Genomic DNA, 20,720 nt, shown 5'->3' with positions numbered 1-20,720 from the left:
CTTATCTTTTCTTATTACCAGCATGCCCCCTGAATGTACGGGTTGGAGCAAATTCGCCCAAACGGTGTCCTACCATGTTTTCGGTCACGTATACCGGGATGAATTTGTTTCCGTTATGTACTGCAATAGTATGTCCTACAAAATCAGGAGAAATTACTGATGCTCTGGCCCATGTTTTAACAACCGATTTTTTGTTGGTATCATTCATCGCCAACACTTTTCTTTCAAGCTTAAAATCGATAAAAGGACCTTTTTTTAATGAACGACTCATAATTATTCCTCTTTACTATTTTTTCCTACGTTCTACAATATACTTGTTGGAAGCTTTTTTCTTCGAACGGGTTTTGTACCCTTTCGCAAGCAAGCCTTTGCGTGATCTTGGATGTCCTCCTGATGAACGGCCTTCGCCACCACCCATTGGGTGATCAACAGGGTTCATAACAACACCACGAACACGAGGTCTTCTTCCTAACCAACGAGAGCGACCGGCTTTACCCGATTTCTCGATGTTGTGTTCAGTATTTCCAACTGTACCTACTGTAGCCCTACAGGACGTAAGTACCATACGAGTTTCGCCTGATGGCAATTTCAAAATTGCGAATTTGCCATCACGTGAGGTCAATTGTGCGTAAGTGCCTGCACTACGTGCCATGATACCACCCTGGCCAGGATGGAGTTCAATGTTGTGAACCAAAGTACCAAGAGGTATTTCAGCCAGGGGAAGTGCATTTCCTACTTCAGGATCTGCACCGGTTCCACTCATCACCGTTTGACCAACTTGCAACCCGTTAGGTGCAACGATGTAACGTTTCTCACCATCTTCGTATTGAAGAAGTGCGATACGTGCAGTACGATTCGGGTCGTACTGAATGGAATCGACAACAGCTGCAACACCGTCTTTATCGCGTAAAAAGTCGATAATACGGTATTTGCGTTTATGTCCCCCGCCTATATATCTCATTGTCATTCGTCCCTGGTTGTTACGACCACCGGACTTTTTAATGGGCTCCAACAATGATTTCTCAGGCGTAGATGCAGTAATGGTATCAAAAGCGCCAATAATCTTGTGCCTCTGACCCGGAGTTACTGGTTTTAATTTTCTTACTGCCATTTGTTATTATATATTACTATAAAAGTCTATACTATCTCCTTCTACCAAAGTAACAACTGCTTTTTTGTAAGAAGCAGTTTTTCCGGAAATGATACCGCCTTTGGTGTATCTCGATTTAGCTTTTCCACCATATACCATGGTGTTTACGCTTTCAACCGTAACATTGTAAAGGGCTTCAACAGCCTTTTTAATTTCAGGTTTACTTGCTCTGCGATCTACCACAAAACCGTAACGGTTGAATCGTTCCGACTGGTCGGTCATCTTCTCTGTAACCAATGGTTTTACTAAAATTTCCATTTTTTATCCTCCGTTAAAGTTTAAATGCCTCTTCAATTTTCGCAACAGATCCCTCGCAAAGCACGAGTGCTTTTGCATTCAAAATCTGATAAGTACTTAATTCAGAAGCGGTTACAACAGATACGTCCTGTAAATTTCGCGAGGACAAATATATGTTATTATTTTCAGCCGGTAAAACGAAAAGTGCCTTTTTTTCAGCGATTTGCAAATTGTTTTTCAAGGCTACCATTTCTTTGGTCTTTGGACCTTCGAAATTGAAGTCTTCCAAAACAACAATACTTTTTTCGTTTGCTTTATATGTTAAAGCTGATTTACGGGCTAATTGCTTCACTTTTTTGTTCAGCTTGAAGCCATAATTGCGCGGACGTGGGCCAAAAACTGTACCACCGCCACGGAAAACCGGCGACTTGATGCTACCTGCACGAGCTGTACCGGTACCTTTCTGACGCTTAATTTTACGTGTACTTCCTGCAATTTCAGCACGCTCTTTACTCTTACTTGTTCCCTGGCGTTGGTTGGCCATGTATTGTTTTACATCCAAATAAATGGCGTGGTCGCTGGGCTCAATTCCGAAGATCTGGTCGCTTAATGTAACCTTTCTTCCGGTTTCTTTTCCTTCAATATTCAGTACACTTAGTTCCATTGCTTTCTAATAATTAAGTATGAACCTCTGGCTCCAGGTACTGAACCTTTTACCACTAACAAATTCTTTTCAGGAATAATTTTCACTACTTCCAGGTTTTCGATAGTAATGGTTTTACCACCATCTCTACCGGCCATGCGCATACCTTTAAAAACACGTGAAGGCCATGATGAAGCTCCGATAGAACCCGGTGCTCTAAGCCTGTTGTGCTGTCCGTGTGTGGCATCGTTTACCCCACGGAAGTTGTGTCTTTTAACTACGCCCTGGAAGCCTTTTCCTTTTGAAACACCAATTACGTCAACGTAATCTTTTTCGTGGAAAATTGAAACATCGATTTGCTGTCCCAATTCAAACTCTTCCTGATAGGTGTTATGAAACTCTACTACTTTACGCTTTGGTGAAGTTCCGGCCTTTTTAAAGTGGCCAACTTCAGCTTTGGTGGCGTGCTTGTCTTTCTTGTCGCCATAAGCTAATTGAAGCGCTTCGTAGCCGTCGGTCTCTTGGGTCTTCACTTGTGTAACAACACAAGGTCCGGCCTCAATCACAGTGCATGGGATATTTTTCCCCTCAACACTGAATACGGATGTCATTCCGATTTTTTTTCCAATAATACCAGCCATTTTTTTCGACTACTTTAAATTATCAAACTTTAATTTCTACTTCGACGCCACTTGGAAGCTCCAGCTTCATCAATGCGTCAATGGTTTTAGCGGTTGAGCTGTAAATGTCGATCAAACGTTTGTATGAAGACAACTGAAACTGCTCCCTCGATTTTTTATTTACGAAGGTAGAACGCAAAACAGTGAAAACTCTGCGGTGAGTTGGAAGTGGAATAGGACCACTTACTACAGCGCCTGTAGTTTTTACCGTTTTAACGATTTTCTCAGCACTCTTGTCAACTAAGTTGTGATCGTACGATTTCAGCTTAATCCTGATCTTTTGACTCATAAGAGAAAATTGTTATATAATTATTTTAATAAATCAACTCTTCCCTGTACATCTGCCAGCACTTTCTCTGCCAGACTTCGTGGTACTTCCTGGTAGTGGCTGAACTCCATTGACGAAGTTGCCCTTCCCGAAGAAAGTGTACGCAATACGGTTACATAACCAAATTGTTCCGAAAGTGGAACACGGGCAGTAACAACTTTTGCATTTCCTTTTGAAATCATACCGGCTACTTCACCGCGACGACGGTTAAGGTCACCAATAATATCTCCCATATATTCTTCCGGAGTAACGATCTCAAGTTTCATGATCGGCTCTAAAAGAACTGGTTTTGCTTTCGATGCAGCGCTTTTGAACGCCTGACGCGCACAGATCTCGAACGACAGCTGATCGGAGTCAACCGGGTGGAAAGATCCATCAATCAGGGTTACTTTCAGTGCATCAACCGGGAAACCGGCCAACGGACCATTCGACAATGCATCTTTGAAACCTTTTTCAACCGAAGGAATGAATTCGCGTGGAATACGACCACCTTTTACAGCGTCGACAAATTCCAATCCAACTTTTCCTTCTTCAGCAGGTTCAACTTTAACGATGATATCGGCAAATTTACCACGACCACCGGTCTGCTTCTTGAATACCTCACGAAGTTCAACTTCCTGAGTAATCGCTTCTTTGTAGGCAACCTGAGGAGCTCCCTGGTTACATTCCACTTTGAATTCGCGTTTCAAACGGTCAACCAGAATTTCGAGGTGCAACTCACCCATACCACGGATTACAGTCTGACCTGAATCGGGATCGGTGTTAACAACAAAAGTTGGATCTTCTTCGGCCAGTTTAGCCAAACCGTTCGACAGTTTATCAATGTCTTTCTGCGATTTTGGCTCAACCGCGATACCGATTACCGGTTCCGGGAAGTCCATACTTTCCAGTGTAATTGGGTTTTTAAGATCACCTAATGTATCACCGGTGCGAATATCTTTGAAACCAACCGCTGCACAGATATCTCCGGCTTCGATTGAATCTTTCGCATTTTGTTTATTAGAGTGCATCTGGTACAGACGCGAGATACGTTCTTTTTTACCGGTACGTGAGTTATACACGCTGTCGCCGGCGTTAAGTGTACCCGAGTAAACACGTACATAAGCCAAACGACCTACGAATGGATCGGTAGCAATTTTAAATGCCAATGCAGCCAGTGGCTCATTAGCATCAGCAGTACGGGTTACTTCTTTATCGGTAGTAGGATTAACTCCTTTAATTTCGCCTTTATCGAGCGGGCTTGGCAGGAATTCACAAACTGCATCCAGCAAACGCTGAACACCTTTGTTTTTAAATGCCGAACCACACATCATCGGGATAATTACTCCTTCGAGTGTAGCGCGACGGATTACCGCCAACATTTCTTCTTTGGTAATTGAATTCGGATCTTCGAAGTAACGTTCCATAATGTGGTCGTCAACTTCAGCTACCGATTCAACCAGTTTTTCTTTCCACTCTTCGGCTTGTGCAACTAAATCGGCAGGAATTTCATCCAGAACATATTTAGTTCCCATTGCTTCGTCATCTTCCCAGCGGATTGCTTTCATTTCAACCAGGTCGATAACACCTTCGAATTTCTCTTCAGCTCCGATTGGAATCTGCATTGGAACCGGGTTAGCGCCTAATTTTTCTTTAATGTCGTTGTATACATTGAAGAAATCGGCACCCTGACGGTCCATTTTGTTTACGAAAGCGATACGTGGTACACCGTATTTTTCAGCCTGGCGCCATACTGTTTCCGACTGAGCTTCAACACCACCTACAGCACAGAACAGGGCAACTGTTCCGTCCAAAATCCTTAACGAACGTTCAACCTCAACTGTGAAGTCAACGTGTCCGGGAGTATCGATAATGTTAATTTTATGCTCAATATCGTTATGTTTCCAGAAGGTAGTAGTAGCAGCCGAAGTAATGGTAATACCTCTTTCCTGCTCCTGCTCCATCCAGTCCATAGTAGCAGCACCGTCGTGTACTTCACCAATACGGTGAGTTAAACCGGTGTAAAATAAAATACGTTCTGTAACGGTAGTTTTTCCGGCGTCGATATGCGCCATAATACCGATGTTTCTTGTATATTTCAGATCTTGTTTAGCCATTTTTTAAACCAATTTTCTTTTCCTTTTACCAAACTATACTATCAATCTCTCTAAACTAGAATCTGAAATGTGCGAATGCGCGGTTTGCTTCAGCCATTCTGTGGGTGTCTTCTTTTTTCTTGTAAGCACCACCCTCTTCGTTAAATGCAGCTACAATTTCTGCAGACAACTTGTCGGCCATTGATTTGCCTGAACGTTTACGGGCAAACGATATCATATTTTTGATACTGATAGAGGTTTTTCTTTCCGGACGAATTTCCATCGGAACCTGGAAAGTAGCACCACCAACACGGCGGCTTTTTACCTCAACAGCCGGAGTAATGTTCTCCAATGCTTTTTTCCAAACATCAAGTGGGGCAACTTCTGAATCTTTCATACGTTTTTCTACCAATTCCATTGTATCGTAGAAAATAGTATAAGCTGTAGATTTCTTACCATCCACCATAAGGTCGTTGACAAACCGGGTTACCAAAACATCGTTGAATTTCGGATCCGGTAGTACCTGTCTCTTCTTTGGTTTTGACTTTCTCATTTTAAAACTTCTTTAGTGTTATCTAAATTGGTTGCCCGTAGGCGGTCTTCAGTTCATCTCCGGAAGACATTGAAGAGAATTCCTTACTCAACCAAACCACTAATAAATAACAGTGTTAATTACTTGTTTTTACTTCTTATTTCTTCGGTCTTTTAGCACCATATTTCGAACGACGTTGCAAACGTCCTTCAACACCTGCGGTATCCAGAGCACCACGAATTAAGTGGTAACGAACACCAGGAAGGTCTTTTACCCTACCTCCGCGTACAAGCACAATTGAGTGCTCCTGGAGATTGTGGCCTTCACCGGGAATATAAGCATTCACCTCTTTTCCGTTGGTTAACCTTACCCTTGCAACTTTACGCATTGCCGAGTTAGGTTTCTTCGGAGTAGTGGTATAAACACGAACACACACGCCACGACGTTGCGGGCATGAATCCAAGGCAGGAGATTTACTCTTCTCAACCTTGCTCTGTCTTCCTTTTCGAACTAACTGTTGAATAGTTGGCATAAATACCTGTTTTTTATATAGTTAATAATAAATTCTCAAAAAAACGGACTGCAAAAGTATGCAAAAATCCTTAATTATCAATAGTTTCGAGGGGTAAAAGCACACTTTTCCCCTAAAAACGGCTCGCAAAAGTACGAATTATTATCAATCTGCAATGCCTTTTAAGCTTTTTTTTCAAAAATTTAAGGTTGAAATGAATTGAGAGAGAGAAGATTGAAGAGCGGCGGGAAGTTGGAAGCCGGAAGCGCGATGAAGGAAGAAGTAAGGCGGATTGTGGATTAGTGAATGAGGAGCAGATTTGTTCGCTAAAAAAGAACATCCAGTTATTAATTGAATGTTAAGCTCCAATCGGGAGCATCACTGATTCAATTGGGCGTTAGATTAGAAAATCCGATCTAATAAAAAAGTCAGATTTCAATAATACGAGAGTCTGGTGAAGATTTTATTGTCTAATTCTTTACAAACTGTACAATATGAATACCATCTTTAAATTCACATCTTAAAAAATAAGAGCCTTTCATAAAATCAGATATATCTAACTCATTTTTACCATTCTCAATCCGTTGATTCAAAACTATTTTCCCATTCAAATCAAATAATTTTACTTCTCCCGATGAGTTGGTTTCGATATATAATTTGTCATTTGCGGGATTAGGATAAACAAAGATGCTATTATCTATATGCGTATCTCCAATACCTGTATTTGTACTGTCAGTACCTGATGCATCAAGCCCCCCGTCAACTATTGTCCATTCATATGTATCGATAATGTATTGCCGTGATTCTTGTGCCGAGGCGTTATATTTGATATTTCCGGCATCTAAATAAACACTTTTCTGAAGGCTTTGACTTGCCCATCCAATTAATATCTTTGAATAATTCTCTGTGCTTAATCCAGAAGAATAAAACATAACATACATATCAAACACGGCGTTAACATTCCATGAACTCAAATCCTGATCAAACGAAGAGGCCTCAAAAAACATAGCTGGCATCGACATTACGTTCCCAACATCCCAAGAACTAATGTTTTGGTTAAAAGCGCTAGCACCCGCAAACATGCTGTCCATGTCAATTACATTTCCGACATTCCATGAGCTAATGTCCTGATTAAAAGAAACCGCTTCTTTAAATAAACAACTCATAGAAATTACGTTACTAACATTCCATGAACCGATATTTTGGTTAAATGCTGTAGCTCCATTAAACAAAACAGCTGCGGAATTTAGCGCACCTACATCCCAATATCCAATATTCTGGTTAAAGGATGTTGCTCCCAAAAACATTGCAGTCATATCTGCAACATTACTTACATCCCACGAACTAATATCTTCATTAAACGAAGAAGCATCATGAAACAAAAAAGACATGTCGGTGACTAAGCTTGTACATAACTTGGATAAATCTGCTCCTTCATCTCTCCTTTGCATTAGCAGCTCTCTATCAACTGCTTCATACTCGATACCATTGACAATGCCTTTGTCACCGGCGACACAATCCATGCATTTAATGGTCACTCCGTTGTCGTCAAAATAGAAAGTTGGTTCTGTTGTGCCTGATTTTTGTTTGTTCAATGTATCAATTACAACTGTACATACTAAATCGCCCGGAATATCCAACTCCGACTTCAGAACTACATTCTCCTTATCACACAAAATCACTGAATTTTTACCTAACAAAATTGAGGTAACTAAAAGGGAGGCTACTAATAGTGTCAAAGTTTTCACGCAAATGGCTTAATGTTAGGGTTCAAATGTATAATTTTAACATAATAATTACAAATGGAATTCTCATTGGATTGTTGTAAAACACTCTACACCCTAGCTGGTGCTTAAGGCAATCAGTACCCCGGCCGGCAAGACAGGCAATATTCGCTTACCACTTGTGCTGTATATTTATTGTCCTAACTTTAGCGTTGGTTCAAAAATGGCAGGGATACAAATTCGCGCCAGCGAAATTTATTATAGAAAACAAGCAGAATGAAAAGTTTAATTTTACTACTCATCATTGGTAACATATTCTTCTCCCTTATTAATACAGAAAAAGAGATACTTCCTGTACCTTCAAAAACTCCTAGTAAAGCACAATTAAAACAGATTGAACGTAAATACGGAATGTTTATCCATTTTGGAATAAACACATTTCATGACATGGAATGGACTGATGGCTCGAAACCCGCTTCATCTTACACACCTGCAACTATCGATGCCGAACAATGGATTAAAACAGCTAAAGATGCCGGTATGAAATATGTTATTTTAGTTACCAAACACCACGATGGGTTCTGCCTTTGGGATAGTCAGTTTACAGCATATGATGTTGCAAATTCGGGGAATACCACCAATGTTGTTGAAGCCGTAGCAAAAGCATGTAAAAAGTATAATATTGGCTTAGGCTTGTATTATTCGTTATGGGACAGAAACAGAAACAGTGATGTTGAAAATACTGAACTTGACAGTGCCTACAATTCCTATATGATTAAGCAACTGGATGAATTAATGGACATCACTCAGGAATATACCGATATAGTGGAATTTTGGTTTGATGGAGGTTGGGTAAAGAAAAATAATCAATGGCCAATTAAAGAAATATATCAAACCATAAAATCAAGAGAGCCTGATTGTCAGATTGGTGTGAACTGGTCAATTGGTTTGCCGGGAGAACCCGACCACCATCCGGTATTGCCCAAAGACCAAAAAGAAGGATATCCTATAAGGTATTTCCCCAGCGATTTCAGACTGGGCGACCCTTATTTGCCTGTAAAAAATGATCCGAAATTATTCACCCATAACGGAGAAGAATATTATATGCTCTGGGAATCGACAGTGTGTATTAGCCGCCGATGGTTTTACAATACCACCGATACTGTTTTTAAACCAATTGATGAACTGGTTGAATTATATAAAGTAGCAACGGCACAGGATAATATTTTGATTTTGAACTGTCCACCAAATCGCGAAGGACAAATAAGGGATAAGGACATTGAGATACTTTCGGAATTAAGAAAGCGATTAAAAATCAACGTACAACAATAGTGGCTGTACAATCGCTGAACACTACCTCATAATTACTCCAAACAAATGCGATTTTGCACTCTCACGGTGCATTTTCTGACAATTATTGCACGATCATAGTGCATTTCAAATATCTACAAAGCAAATCGCAAACATTAATTCAAACTCCTCAAGTCAAATATAAATGTAGATTGAAGATTACCGATTGAAGATTGCAGAACTACTTTGAACTCTGAACCTACCCGAATGAAATTCGTTCCCGCCAGAATGATCCTGCCGGGCTGGCAGGCGGGCTCTGAACCCCGAACTCACTTCACCCGCTCTTTCCAAAGTGCTTTCAGCGGATTAAAGAATCGCTGGATCAGGCGCAGGTCTTCGGTGATGATTTCGGCCTGACCGGTGAGCTGGTTTTGCATTTGCAGCTGGTCGCCGTAATTGGTGGTCAGTCCATCGGGGAAGTTCACTTCAACCATGTAAAAGTTGTCTTCGGGCACCAGCGAAACATTCTTAACAATGCCGCGCACCATTCCAAATTCCATGTAAGGGTAATTGTCGAATTTCACATTTACATTCAGGCCTTCGTTTACTTTACCCGAACCACGCACCGGCAGCTCAACCTTCCCGATCACGGCGCCCATATCGTCGGGAACGATGGTAAAAGCGCGGTCGCCCTGCTCGATATTCTGATTCTCGGCATAAAACTTATTAAACGAAACCGTGCCGTCGATTGGCGATCGCAGAAGGTAGGTCAGGAACCAGTCGCTGGATGCACTTTTCAGGTTGTTGAAAGCCTCAAGCAAGGCCGATTCGTATTGAATTTTCAGGTCGTGATACTCTTTTTCGTTTTCAATGATCTTCTGATCGAGTTGGCTAATGTCGATCAGTTTTTGAGACAGATCGGATCGCAGACCATCGAGTTGCGATTTTTTGGAAAGCATCTCCGATTCTGCTTTTTCCAGTTCGGTTGTTGCAATCACTTCTCCGGCCACCAGCTTTTGTTGCCGTTCGAAATTCCGTTGTTTGATCTTATATTCTTTGTCAACGGCATTTCTCTGTTCCCACATGCGGTCGTACAGCATCCGTGCATTTTTCAGCTGTTCTTTATACGATTCTTCACGAAGTAGATAATAGTTTCGTTCGCTGAATTCTTTCAGCTCCTGAAACTTGGTAAGAAACTGCGAATAATATTCCTGAACCGGCCCCAGTTGCAGTGCCCGGCTTAGGTGAACTACGGGTGTAAAATTCAGGGTATCGAAATTAGGCTGGAGTTTGTTGATCAGAGTTTCGAGCTGTAACACATCCATGTAATTGGCCGGATTTTCTATTAAGGCAATGATCTGACCGGCTTCCACTTTTTCCTTGTCGCTTACAAATAACTGATCGATTTTACCGGTGGCCCGGGCAACCAGTGTAGCCGGTGGATTTTCGGTGGTCACCACAATTTTCGAACGCAAAATATCGGGGTAATGAAAAACAAAACTAAAGATGATGATCAATGCAAAAATGGCCGCAAATACCAGCACACCATAACGAACCAGCCGCGATGGAACACCGCCCAGTATTTCCTGCACTTCGCCGGATCGGATTTCTATATTTTGTTTGTCATCAGTCATTGGTCACTGGTCATTTGTCATTAGTTCCCTAATTCAAGCTGGTTTCTTACCAATTCAAAATATTTCCCTTTTTTGCTGATCAGCTCGTCATGAGTTCCGCGCTCTACAATTTCACCGGCTTCGAGTACCACAATCTGGTCGGCATTTTTAACTGTGCTAAGTCTGTGCGCTACCACAACAACAGTTTTTCCGGCTGATACTTTTTCCATGTTTTCCATGATCAGCTTTTCGTTGTTGGCGTCGAGGGCGTTGGTTGCCTCATCAAAGAACAGGTACTCGGGCGATTTATAAATGGCACGCGCAATCAGAATTCGTTGTTTTTGCCCCTGGCTCAAACCAACGCCTTCCTGCCCTATTTTTGTATTGTAGCTCAGCGGTAAGGATTCAATATAATCCTGAATATTTGCCAGCTTCACCGCATTTATTAGTCGTTCCCGGTCGATTATTTCATCGTTCACCACAATGTTTTTTGCAATGCTGTCGGAAAAAATAAATCCGTCCTGCATTACCACGCCGCAGTTGTTGCGCCACATTTGCGGCGAGAAGTTTGCCAAGCGCGTGCCTCCAATTTTTATATCGCCTGCAATTGGCGGATAAAATCCAAGCATCAGTTTAATCAACGTTGTTTTCCCACTGCCACTTGTCCCTACAATGGCAGTTGTTTTTTTCTCCGGAATTTCGAGGTTGATATTATTCAATACTTTTGGCGAACGCGGGCCTTCGTACTGGAACACCAGGTTCGAAATACTTACCCCTTTGTTTTCGGGAAGCATTTTTACGTAAATGGCAGCGTCATCGCTTTCATCCTTTTTATCGTGAATTTCTGCCAGACGTTCCAGACTGATCTTGGCATCCTGTGCATTGTGCATAAAACCGATCAGTTGGCGAAGCGGCGAATTCAATTGCCCTATTATATATTGTATAGCCAGCATCATACCGAGGGTGAGTTCGCCATTCACAACGGCGGTTGCCGCTATAATTATGATCAGAATATTTTTGGTTTCGTTGATGAACACCGAACCGGCGTCCTGGTATTGCTGCAGGGTGAGACTTTTTACGCTTACCTTGAAAAGCCCGGCCTGAACACGCTCCCACTCCCAGCGTTTTTGCTTTTCGTAGTTGTTCAGTTTTATTTCCTGCATGCCGTTGATGATCTGAATCAGCTTACTCTGGTTTTCCGAGAGTTTCTTAAACCGTTTGAAATCCAACTCGCGCCGGCGCTTCATAAAAACATAGATCCATAAAAAGTAAAGGGCCGATCCAGCAATAAAAATGAAAAAGATCTTCATGCTGTAAATGGCAAGTACAATAGCAAAAACCACCAGGCTAAAAACCGAGAACAATACCCCGATGGATTGTGAGGTGAGAAAGCGCTCAATCCGGTCGTGGTCCTCAATGCGCTGCAGGATATCGCCAATCATTTTTGAATCGAAGAATCCCAGCGGAAGTTTCATCAGCTTGATGAGGAAATCGGAAATGATGGAAATATTGATCCGGGTACTGATGTGCAGCAAGATCCACGAACGGATAAACTCCACCGACATGCGGCTGATAAACAACACCAATTGTGCCAGCAACACGAGGTAAATAAAACCAATGTCCTGGTTATTGATACCGATATCAACCACGCTTTGCGTCAGGAATGGCAACACCAGCTGAATTAAACTTCCGAGGAAGAATCCCAGCAGCAGCTGGATAACCAGCTTTCGATAAGGCTTCAGGTAATTCAGCACAAAACGGAAACCGGTGCGGCTAACCCGTTCGTCGCTTTCTTTGTAGAAATCGGGCGTGGGTTGAAGCAGCAAACAAATGCCTTTTTCCTCGCCACCATCGACTGTCGACAACCACTTGTCACAAAATTCCTTCTCGGAATATTCCAGTCGCCCGAAAGCCGGGTCGGCCACGTGAACTTTTCCTTTGGCAATTTTAAAAACCACCACAAAATGCTCCTGTCCCCAGTGAACGATACAAGGCAGCGGTGCTTCTTTCTTCAGCTGTTCGAAAGTGATTTTCACCCCCATCGAGCGCATACCGATATATTCGGCTGCATCGCTTATTCCGAGCAAAGAAACTCCTTCGCGGGTGATGTACGATTTTTCGCGGAGCGATTCGGTTGTGAAGTGCTTCCCGTAATATTTGGCCACCATGCGCAGGCACGACGGGCCACAATCCATCGCATCAAACTGTTGATAAAACGGGAACTTCGCCATAATTCAGTTTTGTTGCGGAAAGATAGAAAAAAATTGCTCAGAGCCGAACCATTGTAAAGCCGACTTATAAACTATTGAATGAGGAAAACCTTGGTTATCCTGTTAACAAGCTAAATCAGAATGAACCGTTCAGTTTGATGTAAATACCAAATATTGGTTTATACTGGTATACAATTCAATTAATGCCCGGGCCTGATAGTGTTATTCGGGCAATACTTTTACCCAAATTTCATCTAAATATGTAGGAGCAAGCAGGCGGGGATTATCTTTTGATTGGGATAGATAAAATCCGTAAAAATGCAGTGTATCGTTGTTAATATGATAATTGTATTTGTATGAAAACGGATAAAGCTTGCCCGATAATATATCGCTGTGAACGGTAACCATTGTGGTGTCGTCGGGGAGCATAAATACTCCCTTATTATAGGTTCTCACTCCGTCGGGTAAAAATATTTTTCCTTCAAAAGTATTGTCGGCTTTAAATTCCCAGGTACGGTCAACACTAATTGGAGGATTCTCAATTCCGTTGGTTTTTCCTGAAACCATGCGCCAAACTCCATGCAGTTTTTGTTTTTTTGCAGGAACACCGGCTGAGAGCAGAATTACAGACATTAAAATAATGATAGCTGATGTGATTTTTTGGTTTTTCATAATTTATGGTTTAATAATGATTTCGTGTTAGCTGAATTAATAAAAGGAAGCTGAATTGTTTGGCAATCAATCATTAGAATCAACTACAGCTGCTCCCTAAAAATAGACAAAAACAAATTGCATCAATATGTTTAATAGCAGCCGCTTATTGAGTGCCAGTAGTATCCGTTTAATTTCCACAATTGCTTCTCCGTCAGTAAACGGATCGAAATCACTTACAATTCAAGGTTTTTTGCACAAGAAGGGCTGGTCTGGACTCATTTTTCAACAGACAACAATATATAGATATATGTAAACGAGATTGGAATGCTTTTCAAAAAAAGCAAATTAAAAGAAGGAACAAGAGAGCCGGTATAAAACCCAACAAAGCCAGCGACCGGGCTTTATCAAGGTACTTTTCTTTATCGTTCAGCCAGTAAAACAGGCCAATCGGCAAGATTGCCACAAACAACACGGTTCCCAGGTAATTAAATAGTTCATCCTTTTGTTTGAGAAAACTAAAGCTGTGCGCACCTTCATCGAAATACCAGATTGCAGCGGCCAAAACTGCAGAAATTGCAATTAAAACAACGGGAAATATTCGACAACACCATTTATTACGTTCCATAGCAGCAAAAATTATTGTGTTATAAAAGTAACAGAATACACACAAGATAACAAAACACAATAAAAATAGCTCAGTACTTTATGACTTCCGGGATTCACTGAAAATCGTTCGTAAAAAACATTACTGAATACTTAAAGCATGTTCACCAATAATAATCACGGTAGGTGCTTGTGGATTGTTTTCAGCCAGAAAATTATCAACGTCTTCTAATGAGGTTTCGTAATGCTGCTCTTCCGGTTGCGATATTTTACTCAGGATCTGAACTGTTGTTGAAGCTTCAACTCCGCGTTCGAGCAATGCTTTTGATAATTCTGCAAGCTTGTTTAATCCCATATAAATCATCACAGGAGAACCGGTACTCAAAACCGCTGTCAAAGCTTCCAAATCAGAAAAAGTACCGTTGGTGCGGTGACCGGTATAAAACAGTGCCATACAGGCTTTATGCCGCTCGGTCAGTGGCACGTTAAACTGCGCTGAACCCGCAAGAGCAGCAGTAACTCCCGGAATGACTTCGTAGTTCAATTGGTGCTCCACACAAAAGCGGATCTCCTCGGGTCCCCGGCCAAAAATCATGGGATCGCCGGTTTTCAGGCGCACCACTTTTTTACCTTGTTCCGCATAAAACTTAAACCAACGGTGAATGTCCTCCTGCCGTTTCTCCTGGTTTTGACCGTCGCTGTGGTACTTCCCAACAAATATTTTTTCACATTCGGGAGTGGTCAAATCAAGCACTTCTTCGCGCAGCAAACCATCGTAAAGCACTACATCGGCCTGTTGCAAACGCTTCATTGCCTTCACCGTTAAAAGCTCGGGATCTCCGGGCCCTCCACCAACAATCGATATCAGATGCGATACGTCCATTCCTCAACTTCTTTCAAATAATCCATCGGACTGTTGTAGGCAAAACGATAGTCGAGTGCCTGAATCAGTTTGTCGCTGTTCACGATTTTGAAATCCGCAGGTTCATCGGTAAATACGGGAACCGGCAATTCGCTAATTTTTGCAGCCTTGGTATAAAACTCTTCCTTCAGCGGATGCTCAGGTGAAACGGCATTAAAAATTTCGCCCCAAATATCCTGTTCTACAATTTGAGTAATAATATTGACGCAATCGTCGCGGTGAATCAGGTTGACAGGAATTTTTCCGTTTACCGCATTTCGATGCTGAACAAACCGTGCAGGATTCCGGTCGTAACCGATCAGTCCTCCAAAGCGAAGCACCGTAGTTTGAAAAGCCGGATTTTCCGTTAACAACTTTTCTGCAGCCAGCAAAGCCCTACCGGCTGCTTTCCCGGGCGCTCCTTCGTCTCCTTCCCGTACTTCGCGGTTTTGCTCCTCGTAAACCGAAGTTGATGAAATAAACAAAACTTTTTTAATGCCAATCTCCACAATCTTTTTAATGACCTGCTCAATTTTTTGTGGATAAGACTCTTCAACACAGTCGGTTCGGGTTGGGGGAATACTCAGCACCAAAACATCGGTATTAAAAAAGCTGCTGTAATCCATCGAGATCGACCGTGGCTTCACTTTTATGTAAAACGTACTTATTCCTGTCTTTTCCAGCTCGTTGTAGGTGGTATTCGAGCTGCTCGAACCTTTTACTTTCCACCCTTTTCTGATCATCGATTTTCCGAGCGCCGTTCCCAGCCATCCACATCCAAGTATTGAAATTGTATTACTCATAACTTCCAGTTTTTCGATTTGTAAAGTTGATCGTTCTTCGGCCCAAACTTTTGCAGCATGAGCTTCCTCCAATTTTCTTTTGAGAGTGGTTTGGCTAGTGTTTAAATTCTTTGCCTTCCCTGATCTCTTCGACGTATTCCTTTCGGATAACAAAATCGCCAAAATGCTCCTTTGCATTTCTGTTTTTGGCAAAATCGGCAATTATTGTGCGCAGTTCGCTCAGAATTTCTTCTTCTGAAATGGTTGCTTTGTAGAGGCTGTTGAGTCGGGTACCGTTAAAGTTACCCCCCAAATAAAGGTTGTAATAACCCGGCGACTTCCCGATCAGCCCGATTTCTGCCAGGTAAGGGCGGCCGCAACCGTTCGGACAACCGGTCATTCGAATAACGATTTCTTCTTTCAATAAACCGAATTCATTCAGGATCCCTTCAATTTTGGTGATCAGATCGGGAAGGTAACGTTCGGCCTCGGCAAATGCCAGCGGGCAGGTTGGCAGCGCCACACAGGCAATCGAATTCTTACGAAGCCCTGAAATTTTCTCAGGTGCAACACCATACTTTTTGAAAATACCATCCACCTGTTTCTTTTCGGCAGCATTCACGCCGGCAATTATCAGGTTCTGATTTCCGGTAAGAATGAAATCACCTTTAATCGTTTGAGCGATCTCGCGTAAAGCAGTTTTTAGTTGTTGCTTGCCGGCATCGCGCACGCGGCCACCTTCAACAAAATAGGTAAGGTGCCATTTGTTGTCGGTTCCTTTCTTCCAGCCATAATCGTCGCCGTTCTTTTCAAGCTTATAAGGCTTTTCTTTTTGAAGTTCGTAGCCCAGCAGCTTTTCCACTTCAGTTTTGAATTCATTAACCCCCATCCGGTCGATGGTATATTTTAAGCGCGCCTGTTTTCGGTTTTTACGGTCGCCGTTATCGCGTTGCACCAGCAGCACTTTTTCGGCCACTTCAATCACCTGTTCAGCCTCGCAATAACCGATTACGGTTCCTGTTCGCGGGTAGGTTTCGGGCATGCCAAACGTTGAACCCAAACCGCCGCCAACAACAACGTTGTAGCCAATAATCCTGTCCTTTTCAACAATGGCTATAAAACCAAGATCCTGCGAAAACACATCGCAATCGTTGTTGGGCGGAATAATTACGGCAATTTTGAATTTACGCGGCAGGTAACGAACGCCGTACAGCGGCTCCTCATCCTGTTTACTGTTGGCCACCAGTTTTTTATCGAGCCAGATTTCGTGATACGCTGTTGTTCTTGGCATCAGGTGTTCACTGATTTGTGTTGCCAGGTGGATCACCTCGGCATGAAACGGCGACTCCGCCGGGTTGGCATGACTCATCACGTTTCGGTTCACATCACCACAAGCTGCAATGGTGTCGAGCAGCTCTTCGTTCATTTCGCTGATCGTATTTTTCAGATCCTTTTTCAGCACACCATGCAACTGAAAGGTTTGCCGCGTGGTAAGTTTCAGCGTTCCGTTGGCGTACTTATCCGAAAGAGCATCCATTTTAAGCCACTGTGCAGGTGTAAATTTTCCGCCGGGCATGCGCAGGCGAATTAAAAATGAATAAGCAGGTTCCAGCTTTTGGTGCTTTCGCTCCTTATCGAGATCGCGATCGGTTTGCTGGTAGATCCCATGAAATTTCGAGATCTGCGTGTCGCCATCAGAAATAGCCCCGGTTATCGGGTCGGCCAGACTTTCGACAAGTGTGCCACGCAGGAAATTACTCTCGTATTTCAACTTTTCTACCTCCGAAAGTTCTTTCCAGTCAATTGTTTCTTTCATCTCATTAATATTATGCTCAACGAGATTATGAAACACATCCCCCGGTCGGTTGAAGTATCGGGAATTGTTTCATTTCAGGTTATAAAATCGGTTATTTCGTTGAGTAGTTGTTCTTAAAAATCGTTAGTACACATCGGTCTGAAAACGTTTTTCACGCTTCAGGTTTTTGACGTATTTTTCGGCCTCTTCAACACTGATTCCACCCTGGGTTTTGATGATTTCGAGCAAGGCTTTATTCACGTCTTTTGCCATGTGTTTCATATCGCCACAGAGGTAGAAATGTGCTCCGTTCTCAAGCCATTCGAACACCTCTTTTTGGTTCTCCAGTAATTTATGCTGAACATAAACTTTTTCTTCCTGGTCGCGCGAAAAAGCTACATCCATTCGTTCCAGATACTCTGATTTGAGCAACTTTTGCCATTCTGCCTGGTACAGGAAATCGGATTTAAAACGACGATCGCCAAAGAACAGCCAGGTGTTGCCTTTCATATCGAGGCTTTCGCGTTGCTGCATAAATGCGCGGTATGGAGCAACACCTGTTCCCGCTCCCACCATTATAATTTTCGATCCGTTTGGCGGTAATTTAAACGCCGGATTCTTCTCGATGAATATTGGCAGCTGATCGTCCACCTGCACACTGTCGCTCAGGAAATTGGAACAAGCGCCTTTGCGCAAACGGTTTTTGCGTTCGTAACTCACCAGCGATACGGTTGCGTGAACTTCCTCTCCAACATATTCCATACTCGATGAAATGGAATACAAACGCGGTGGAATAGCACGAAGAATACTCACCAGTTTATTGGCATTCCACTTAAACGGGAAATCTTCCAGCAGGTCGAGCACATCGTGACCGTATAAATAATCGCTCAACTTGTCCTCATCGTCCAGAATATCGTTCAGCTTCTCGTCTTTTGTTACTTCGTAGTATTTCTCAAGCAGATCGTAGGTTATCACTGTTATTTCAAGATGATGGGTCAAGGCATCTTTTATGCTGATCTTTTCTTCTTCGAAATCAACCTGCTGATCCAGCTCGAAACCTGTATTTTCCAGAATCTTCTCGACCAGGTCTTCCGGGTTGCGGGCAAAAATGCCAACAGCGTCGCCGGGTTCGTATTCAATTCCCGAACCATCGAGCGACAATTCAATGTGATACACTTCCTTGTCGGAATCGCGGCCGGTAATTTTTACTTTATCAATCACCGTAGCCATGTATGGATTTGTTTTTGTGAAAGCTTTCCCCATCGATGCCGATCCGTTTACCCCGGTGGCCGGAGCTGCAGAATTTGATGTTGCATTTACAGCACCTGATTCTGTGGGCTGAAGATTCAGCAAAACGTTGTTCATCCACATTTCGGCATTCTGCTCGTAGTCCACATCGCATTTTACCATCGGAGTTATCCGGTAGGCGCCGCAATCTTTCATCGCCTCATCAATATCCTCTCCGGTTTTACAAAAGTTGCGGTAGGTTTTATCGCCCATGGCAAGTACCGAATAATTGACGCCTTTTAAATCGGGCGCCCTGTTGCCGGTAACATATTTATGGAAATCCTCGGCCATATCCGGCGGGTCGCCTTCTCCGTGCGTGCTTACAACCACTACCACGTTTTCTTCTTCGTGGAGCTTTTTATAATTAAAATCGTACAGGCTCAACACCTTTGCATTGATGTTTTTGAAAGCAGCCTTTTCACCAAGTTTTTCGGCTAGTCCCTGCGAATGTCCGGTTTCTGTACCATATAAAATGGTCAGATTGATCATACTTTCAGGCTTTGCAATTGGTGCAGCCGCAGGAAGTGATGATCCTCCCTCAAAGCTGCTGCCCAGTGCAGAAAGCCTTCCTTCAAAAAAACCACTTAGCCAAAGGGTTTGCTCTTTTGTTAATCCTTGCGTAAGTTGATCCAACGCTGCTAACTGTTGATCATTCAACGGATTTAACTTTAAACTCATTTTCTATTATCAGTTAAAATTTATTTTTTCTTTTATCAGATTTCTGATTCTAATTGACTCATATACATCTTCACCATTCGAACCAACCGCCACCGTTATTTTTCCGTGACGATAAATTGCGGGCGATACAAACTGACACAACGCAGGTTTATCGTGGATGTTCACAAGAACACCTGCTTCCTTTGCATCTTTAACAATTTGCCGGTCGAGCACGTCGTTGTTCGCACAGGAATACACCATCAGGTAGTCTCTCAGAAATTGCTTATCATACTCAGCTTCAATGTAATTCACCCCGCTGTTTTTTATCTCGTCACAGACATCCTTTGCCAGTACTTCAACATGTGCATCGAAACGTTGCAGAATGCGAATTTTTTTTAGTGCATCCAGCCCGCCACCGATGATGAGTATTTTCTCGTTGGCGATATCTATCGATATGGGTAAAAAGTTTTTATTCATCGTATTCTATATTTCGTATTCAATCGGGACCTCTTTCTCGCGCCCGTAATTGCAACGGTTCCAGGCTCGCTCGTGTAAAAAATAGAGTGTCATTTTTGTAAACAATTCAACACCGCCAATGGTTACCGCAAAATTGAAATTTCCCACTACCAGCCACGAAATAAGAATGGTATCGATCGTACCAACCGCCCGCCACGAAATCGTTTTCACGATACTCCGTCTTTTCCGTTCTATTGTTCTTCCTGTTCCGTTGCTTGCCATTCTTATTATTTTCGAGAATATTCAACCATAAAAAAAGCTCTTCCGCATTTGCAGAAGAGCCATAAATAAGGTGATAGTTACCTACACTTGCTGTTTAATTCTTCTGCCTGATATACAATGCACAACACATACACATCATATGCATCATTGTCATTCCTATTGCAGAAGTATATTTCTTCATATTGTTTTTCGTTTCTAATTCGTGACTTTTGTCACATAGCGCAAATGTAAACGAATTATTCAGACTAAAAAGACTTTTATTTACTTTTTTTATTTGGGCTAAATAAAAATTAACACGAGGGTCCCCACA

The 20,720-nt window shown here is 42.5% G+C and carries 21 protein-coding genes; 1 reads left to right on the top strand and 20 read right to left on the bottom strand.

The genetic code is table 11. From position 1 onward, the window contains the following. Position 1 precedes the first annotated feature (1 nt). The 10 genes from rpsS to HFD85_RS18335 all read right to left on the bottom strand — a co-directional run bounded on the left by rpsS (position 2) and on the right by HFD85_RS18335 (position 7,895). The gene (rpsS, locus tag HFD85_RS18380; protein WP_167613200.1) at positions 2-271 is read right to left on the bottom strand and encodes a 30S ribosomal protein S19; all 270 of its coding nucleotides are present in this window, start codon (positions 269-271) and stop codon (positions 2-4) included. Between the two features lie 15 nt (positions 272-286). Further along, on the bottom strand, positions 287-1,111 hold the full coding sequence (gene rplB / locus HFD85_RS18375) for a 50S ribosomal protein L2 (RefSeq protein WP_167613199.1): 825 nt from the start codon (positions 1,109-1,111) through the stop codon (positions 287-289). A 6-nt stretch (positions 1,112-1,117) separates the two neighbouring features. Further along, entirely contained in the window at positions 1,118-1,408 is a 291-nt protein-coding gene (gene rplW, locus HFD85_RS18370; RefSeq protein WP_167613198.1) for a 50S ribosomal protein L23, read from the bottom strand. 13 nt (positions 1,409-1,421) lie between these two features. After that, positions 1,422-2,051, bottom strand: coding sequence for a 50S ribosomal protein L4 (gene rplD / locus HFD85_RS18365; protein WP_167613197.1), 630 nt, complete (start codon positions 2,049-2,051; stop codon positions 1,422-1,424). After that, complete coding sequence (gene rplC / locus HFD85_RS18360) at positions 2,042-2,671, bottom strand: 50S ribosomal protein L3 (RefSeq protein ID WP_167613196.1); 630 nt, start codon at positions 2,669-2,671, stop codon at positions 2,042-2,044. Before rplC ends, rplD begins: the two co-directional genes overlap by 10 nt. A gap of 22 nt (positions 2,672-2,693) precedes the next feature. After that, positions 2,694-2,999 (bottom strand): 30S ribosomal protein S10, encoded by a 306-nt coding sequence (gene rpsJ, locus HFD85_RS18355; protein WP_038558987.1) that lies wholly within the window; start codon positions 2,997-2,999, stop codon positions 2,694-2,696. A 20-nt stretch (positions 3,000-3,019) separates the two neighbouring features. Continuing rightward, positions 3,020-5,134 carry an elongation factor G gene (gene fusA, locus HFD85_RS18350; protein ID WP_167613195.1) on the bottom strand — a complete coding sequence of 705 codons (2,115 nt, stop codon included), beginning with the start codon at positions 5,132-5,134 and terminating at the stop codon, positions 3,020-3,022. A gap of 55 nt (positions 5,135-5,189) precedes the next feature. After that, positions 5,190-5,666, bottom strand: coding sequence for a 30S ribosomal protein S7 (gene rpsG / locus HFD85_RS18345; RefSeq protein ID WP_167613194.1), 477 nt, complete (start codon positions 5,664-5,666; stop codon positions 5,190-5,192). Positions 5,667-5,802: 136 nt separating this feature from the next. Further along, positions 5,803-6,177, bottom strand: a complete 375-nt coding sequence (gene rpsL, locus HFD85_RS18340; protein ID WP_167613192.1) for a 30S ribosomal protein S12 — start codon at positions 6,175-6,177, stop codon at positions 5,803-5,805. Positions 6,178-6,626: 449 nt separating this feature from the next. Then, complete coding sequence (locus tag HFD85_RS18335; RefSeq protein ID WP_167613190.1) at positions 6,627-7,895, bottom strand: BspA family leucine-rich repeat surface protein; 1,269 nt, start codon at positions 7,893-7,895, stop codon at positions 6,627-6,629. Positions 7,896-8,156: 261 nt separating this feature from the next. Here HFD85_RS18335 and HFD85_RS18330 point away from each other — a divergent pair, with 261 nt between their 5' ends. After that, positions 8,157-9,212 (top strand): alpha-L-fucosidase, encoded by a 1,056-nt coding sequence (locus HFD85_RS18330; protein WP_167613188.1) that lies wholly within the window; start codon positions 8,157-8,159, stop codon positions 9,210-9,212. A 287-nt stretch (positions 9,213-9,499) separates the two neighbouring features. Here the strand turns inward: HFD85_RS18330 and HFD85_RS18325 are convergent, their stop codons facing one another. The 10 genes from HFD85_RS18325 to HFD85_RS18280 form a co-directional block, all read right to left on the bottom strand. Next, positions 9,500-10,804: an HlyD family secretion protein gene (locus tag HFD85_RS18325; protein ID WP_167613186.1), complete on the bottom strand. Its 1,305-nt coding sequence runs from the start codon at positions 10,802-10,804 to the stop codon at positions 9,500-9,502. A 20-nt stretch (positions 10,805-10,824) separates the two neighbouring features. Beyond that, the gene (locus HFD85_RS18320; protein ID WP_167613184.1) at positions 10,825-13,014 is read right to left on the bottom strand and encodes a peptidase domain-containing ABC transporter; all 2,190 of its coding nucleotides are present in this window, start codon (positions 13,012-13,014) and stop codon (positions 10,825-10,827) included. A 201-nt stretch (positions 13,015-13,215) separates the two neighbouring features. Further along, on the bottom strand, positions 13,216-13,665 hold the full coding sequence (locus HFD85_RS18315) for a hypothetical protein (protein ID WP_167613182.1): 450 nt from the start codon (positions 13,663-13,665) through the stop codon (positions 13,216-13,218). A gap of 313 nt (positions 13,666-13,978) precedes the next feature. Beyond that, positions 13,979-14,272: a hypothetical protein gene (locus HFD85_RS18310; protein WP_167613180.1), complete on the bottom strand. Its 294-nt coding sequence runs from the start codon at positions 14,270-14,272 to the stop codon at positions 13,979-13,981. Positions 14,273-14,392: 120 nt separating this feature from the next. After that, positions 14,393-15,133: a uroporphyrinogen-III C-methyltransferase gene (gene cobA / locus HFD85_RS18305; RefSeq protein WP_167613178.1), complete on the bottom strand. Its 741-nt coding sequence runs from the start codon at positions 15,131-15,133 to the stop codon at positions 14,393-14,395. Next, positions 15,115-15,954 (bottom strand): NAD(P)-binding domain-containing protein, encoded by an 840-nt coding sequence (locus HFD85_RS18300; protein WP_167613176.1) that lies wholly within the window; start codon positions 15,952-15,954, stop codon positions 15,115-15,117. Before HFD85_RS18300 ends, cobA begins: the two co-directional genes overlap by 19 nt. A gap of 94 nt (positions 15,955-16,048) precedes the next feature. Further along, a complete protein-coding gene (locus tag HFD85_RS18295) occupies positions 16,049-17,749 on the bottom strand; it encodes an NADPH-dependent assimilatory sulfite reductase hemoprotein subunit (RefSeq protein WP_167613174.1) in 1,701 nt (566 codons plus the stop codon). 123 nt (positions 17,750-17,872) lie between these two features. Further along, the gene (locus HFD85_RS18290) at positions 17,873-19,693 is read right to left on the bottom strand and encodes an assimilatory sulfite reductase (NADPH) flavoprotein subunit (protein WP_167613172.1); all 1,821 of its coding nucleotides are present in this window, start codon (positions 19,691-19,693) and stop codon (positions 17,873-17,875) included. A 9-nt stretch (positions 19,694-19,702) separates the two neighbouring features. Further along, the gene (locus tag HFD85_RS18285; protein ID WP_167613169.1) at positions 19,703-20,149 is read right to left on the bottom strand and encodes a precorrin-2 dehydrogenase/sirohydrochlorin ferrochelatase family protein; all 447 of its coding nucleotides are present in this window, start codon (positions 20,147-20,149) and stop codon (positions 19,703-19,705) included. 6 nt (positions 20,150-20,155) lie between these two features. Then, on the bottom strand, positions 20,156-20,410 hold the full coding sequence (locus HFD85_RS18280) for a DUF2061 domain-containing protein (protein WP_167613167.1): 255 nt from the start codon (positions 20,408-20,410) through the stop codon (positions 20,156-20,158). Positions 20,411-20,720: the final 310 nt, after the last annotated feature.

The sequence above is a fragment of the Maribellus sediminis genome, from assembly GCF_011799805.1.
Classification (GTDB): Bacteria; Bacteroidota; Bacteroidia; order Bacteroidales; family Prolixibacteraceae; genus Draconibacterium; species Draconibacterium sediminis_A.
This window is presented reverse-complemented; position numbering and strand designations above follow the sequence as displayed.

Coding starts and splice junctions, on each gene's coding strand:
- rpsS (WP_167613200.1), bottom strand. CDS start 271: ATGAGTCGTTCATTAAAAAAAGGTCCTTTTATCGATTTTAAGCTTGAA.
- rplB (WP_167613199.1), bottom strand. CDS start 1,111: ATGGCAGTAAGAAAATTAAAACCAGTAACTCCGGGTCAGAGGCACAAG.
- rplW (WP_167613198.1), bottom strand. CDS start 1,408: ATGGAAATTTTAGTAAAACCATTGGTTACAGAGAAGATGACCGACCAG.
- rplD (WP_167613197.1), bottom strand. CDS start 2,051: ATGGAACTAAGTGTACTGAATATTGAAGGAAAAGAAACCGGAAGAAAG.
- rplC (WP_167613196.1), bottom strand. CDS start 2,671: ATGGCTGGTATTATTGGAAAAAAAATCGGAATGACATCCGTATTCAGT.
- rpsJ (WP_038558987.1), bottom strand. CDS start 2,999: ATGAGTCAAAAGATCAGGATTAAGCTGAAATCGTACGATCACAACTTA.
- fusA (WP_167613195.1), bottom strand. CDS start 5,134: ATGGCTAAACAAGATCTGAAATATACAAGAAACATCGGTATTATGGCG.
- rpsG (WP_167613194.1), bottom strand. CDS start 5,666: ATGAGAAAGTCAAAACCAAAGAAGAGACAGGTACTACCGGATCCGAAA.
- rpsL (WP_167613192.1), bottom strand. CDS start 6,177: ATGCCAACTATTCAACAGTTAGTTCGAAAAGGAAGACAGAGCAAGGTT.
- HFD85_RS18330 (WP_167613188.1), top strand. CDS start 8,157: ATGAAAAGTTTAATTTTACTACTCATCATTGGTAACATATTCTTCTCC.
- HFD85_RS18325 (WP_167613186.1), bottom strand. CDS start 10,804: ATGACTGATGACAAACAAAATATAGAAATCCGATCCGGCGAAGTGCAG.
- HFD85_RS18320 (WP_167613184.1), bottom strand. CDS start 13,014: ATGGCGAAGTTCCCGTTTTATCAACAGTTTGATGCGATGGATTGTGGC.
- HFD85_RS18315 (WP_167613182.1), bottom strand. CDS start 13,665: ATGAAAAACCAAAAAATCACATCAGCTATCATTATTTTAATGTCTGTA.
- HFD85_RS18310 (WP_167613180.1), bottom strand. CDS start 14,272: ATGGAACGTAATAAATGGTGTTGTCGAATATTTCCCGTTGTTTTAATT.
- cobA (WP_167613178.1), bottom strand. CDS start 15,133: ATGGACGTATCGCATCTGATATCGATTGTTGGTGGAGGGCCCGGAGAT.
- HFD85_RS18300 (WP_167613176.1), bottom strand. CDS start 15,954: ATGAGTAATACAATTTCAATACTTGGATGTGGATGGCTGGGAACGGCG.
- HFD85_RS18295 (WP_167613174.1), bottom strand. CDS start 17,749: ATGAAAGAAACAATTGACTGGAAAGAACTTTCGGAGGTAGAAAAGTTG.
- HFD85_RS18290 (WP_167613172.1), bottom strand. CDS start 19,693: ATGAGTTTAAAGTTAAATCCGTTGAATGATCAACAGTTAGCAGCGTTG.
- HFD85_RS18285 (WP_167613169.1), bottom strand. CDS start 20,149: ATGAATAAAAACTTTTTACCCATATCGATAGATATCGCCAACGAGAAA.
- HFD85_RS18280 (WP_167613167.1), bottom strand. CDS start 20,410: ATGGCAAGCAACGGAACAGGAAGAACAATAGAACGGAAAAGACGGAGT.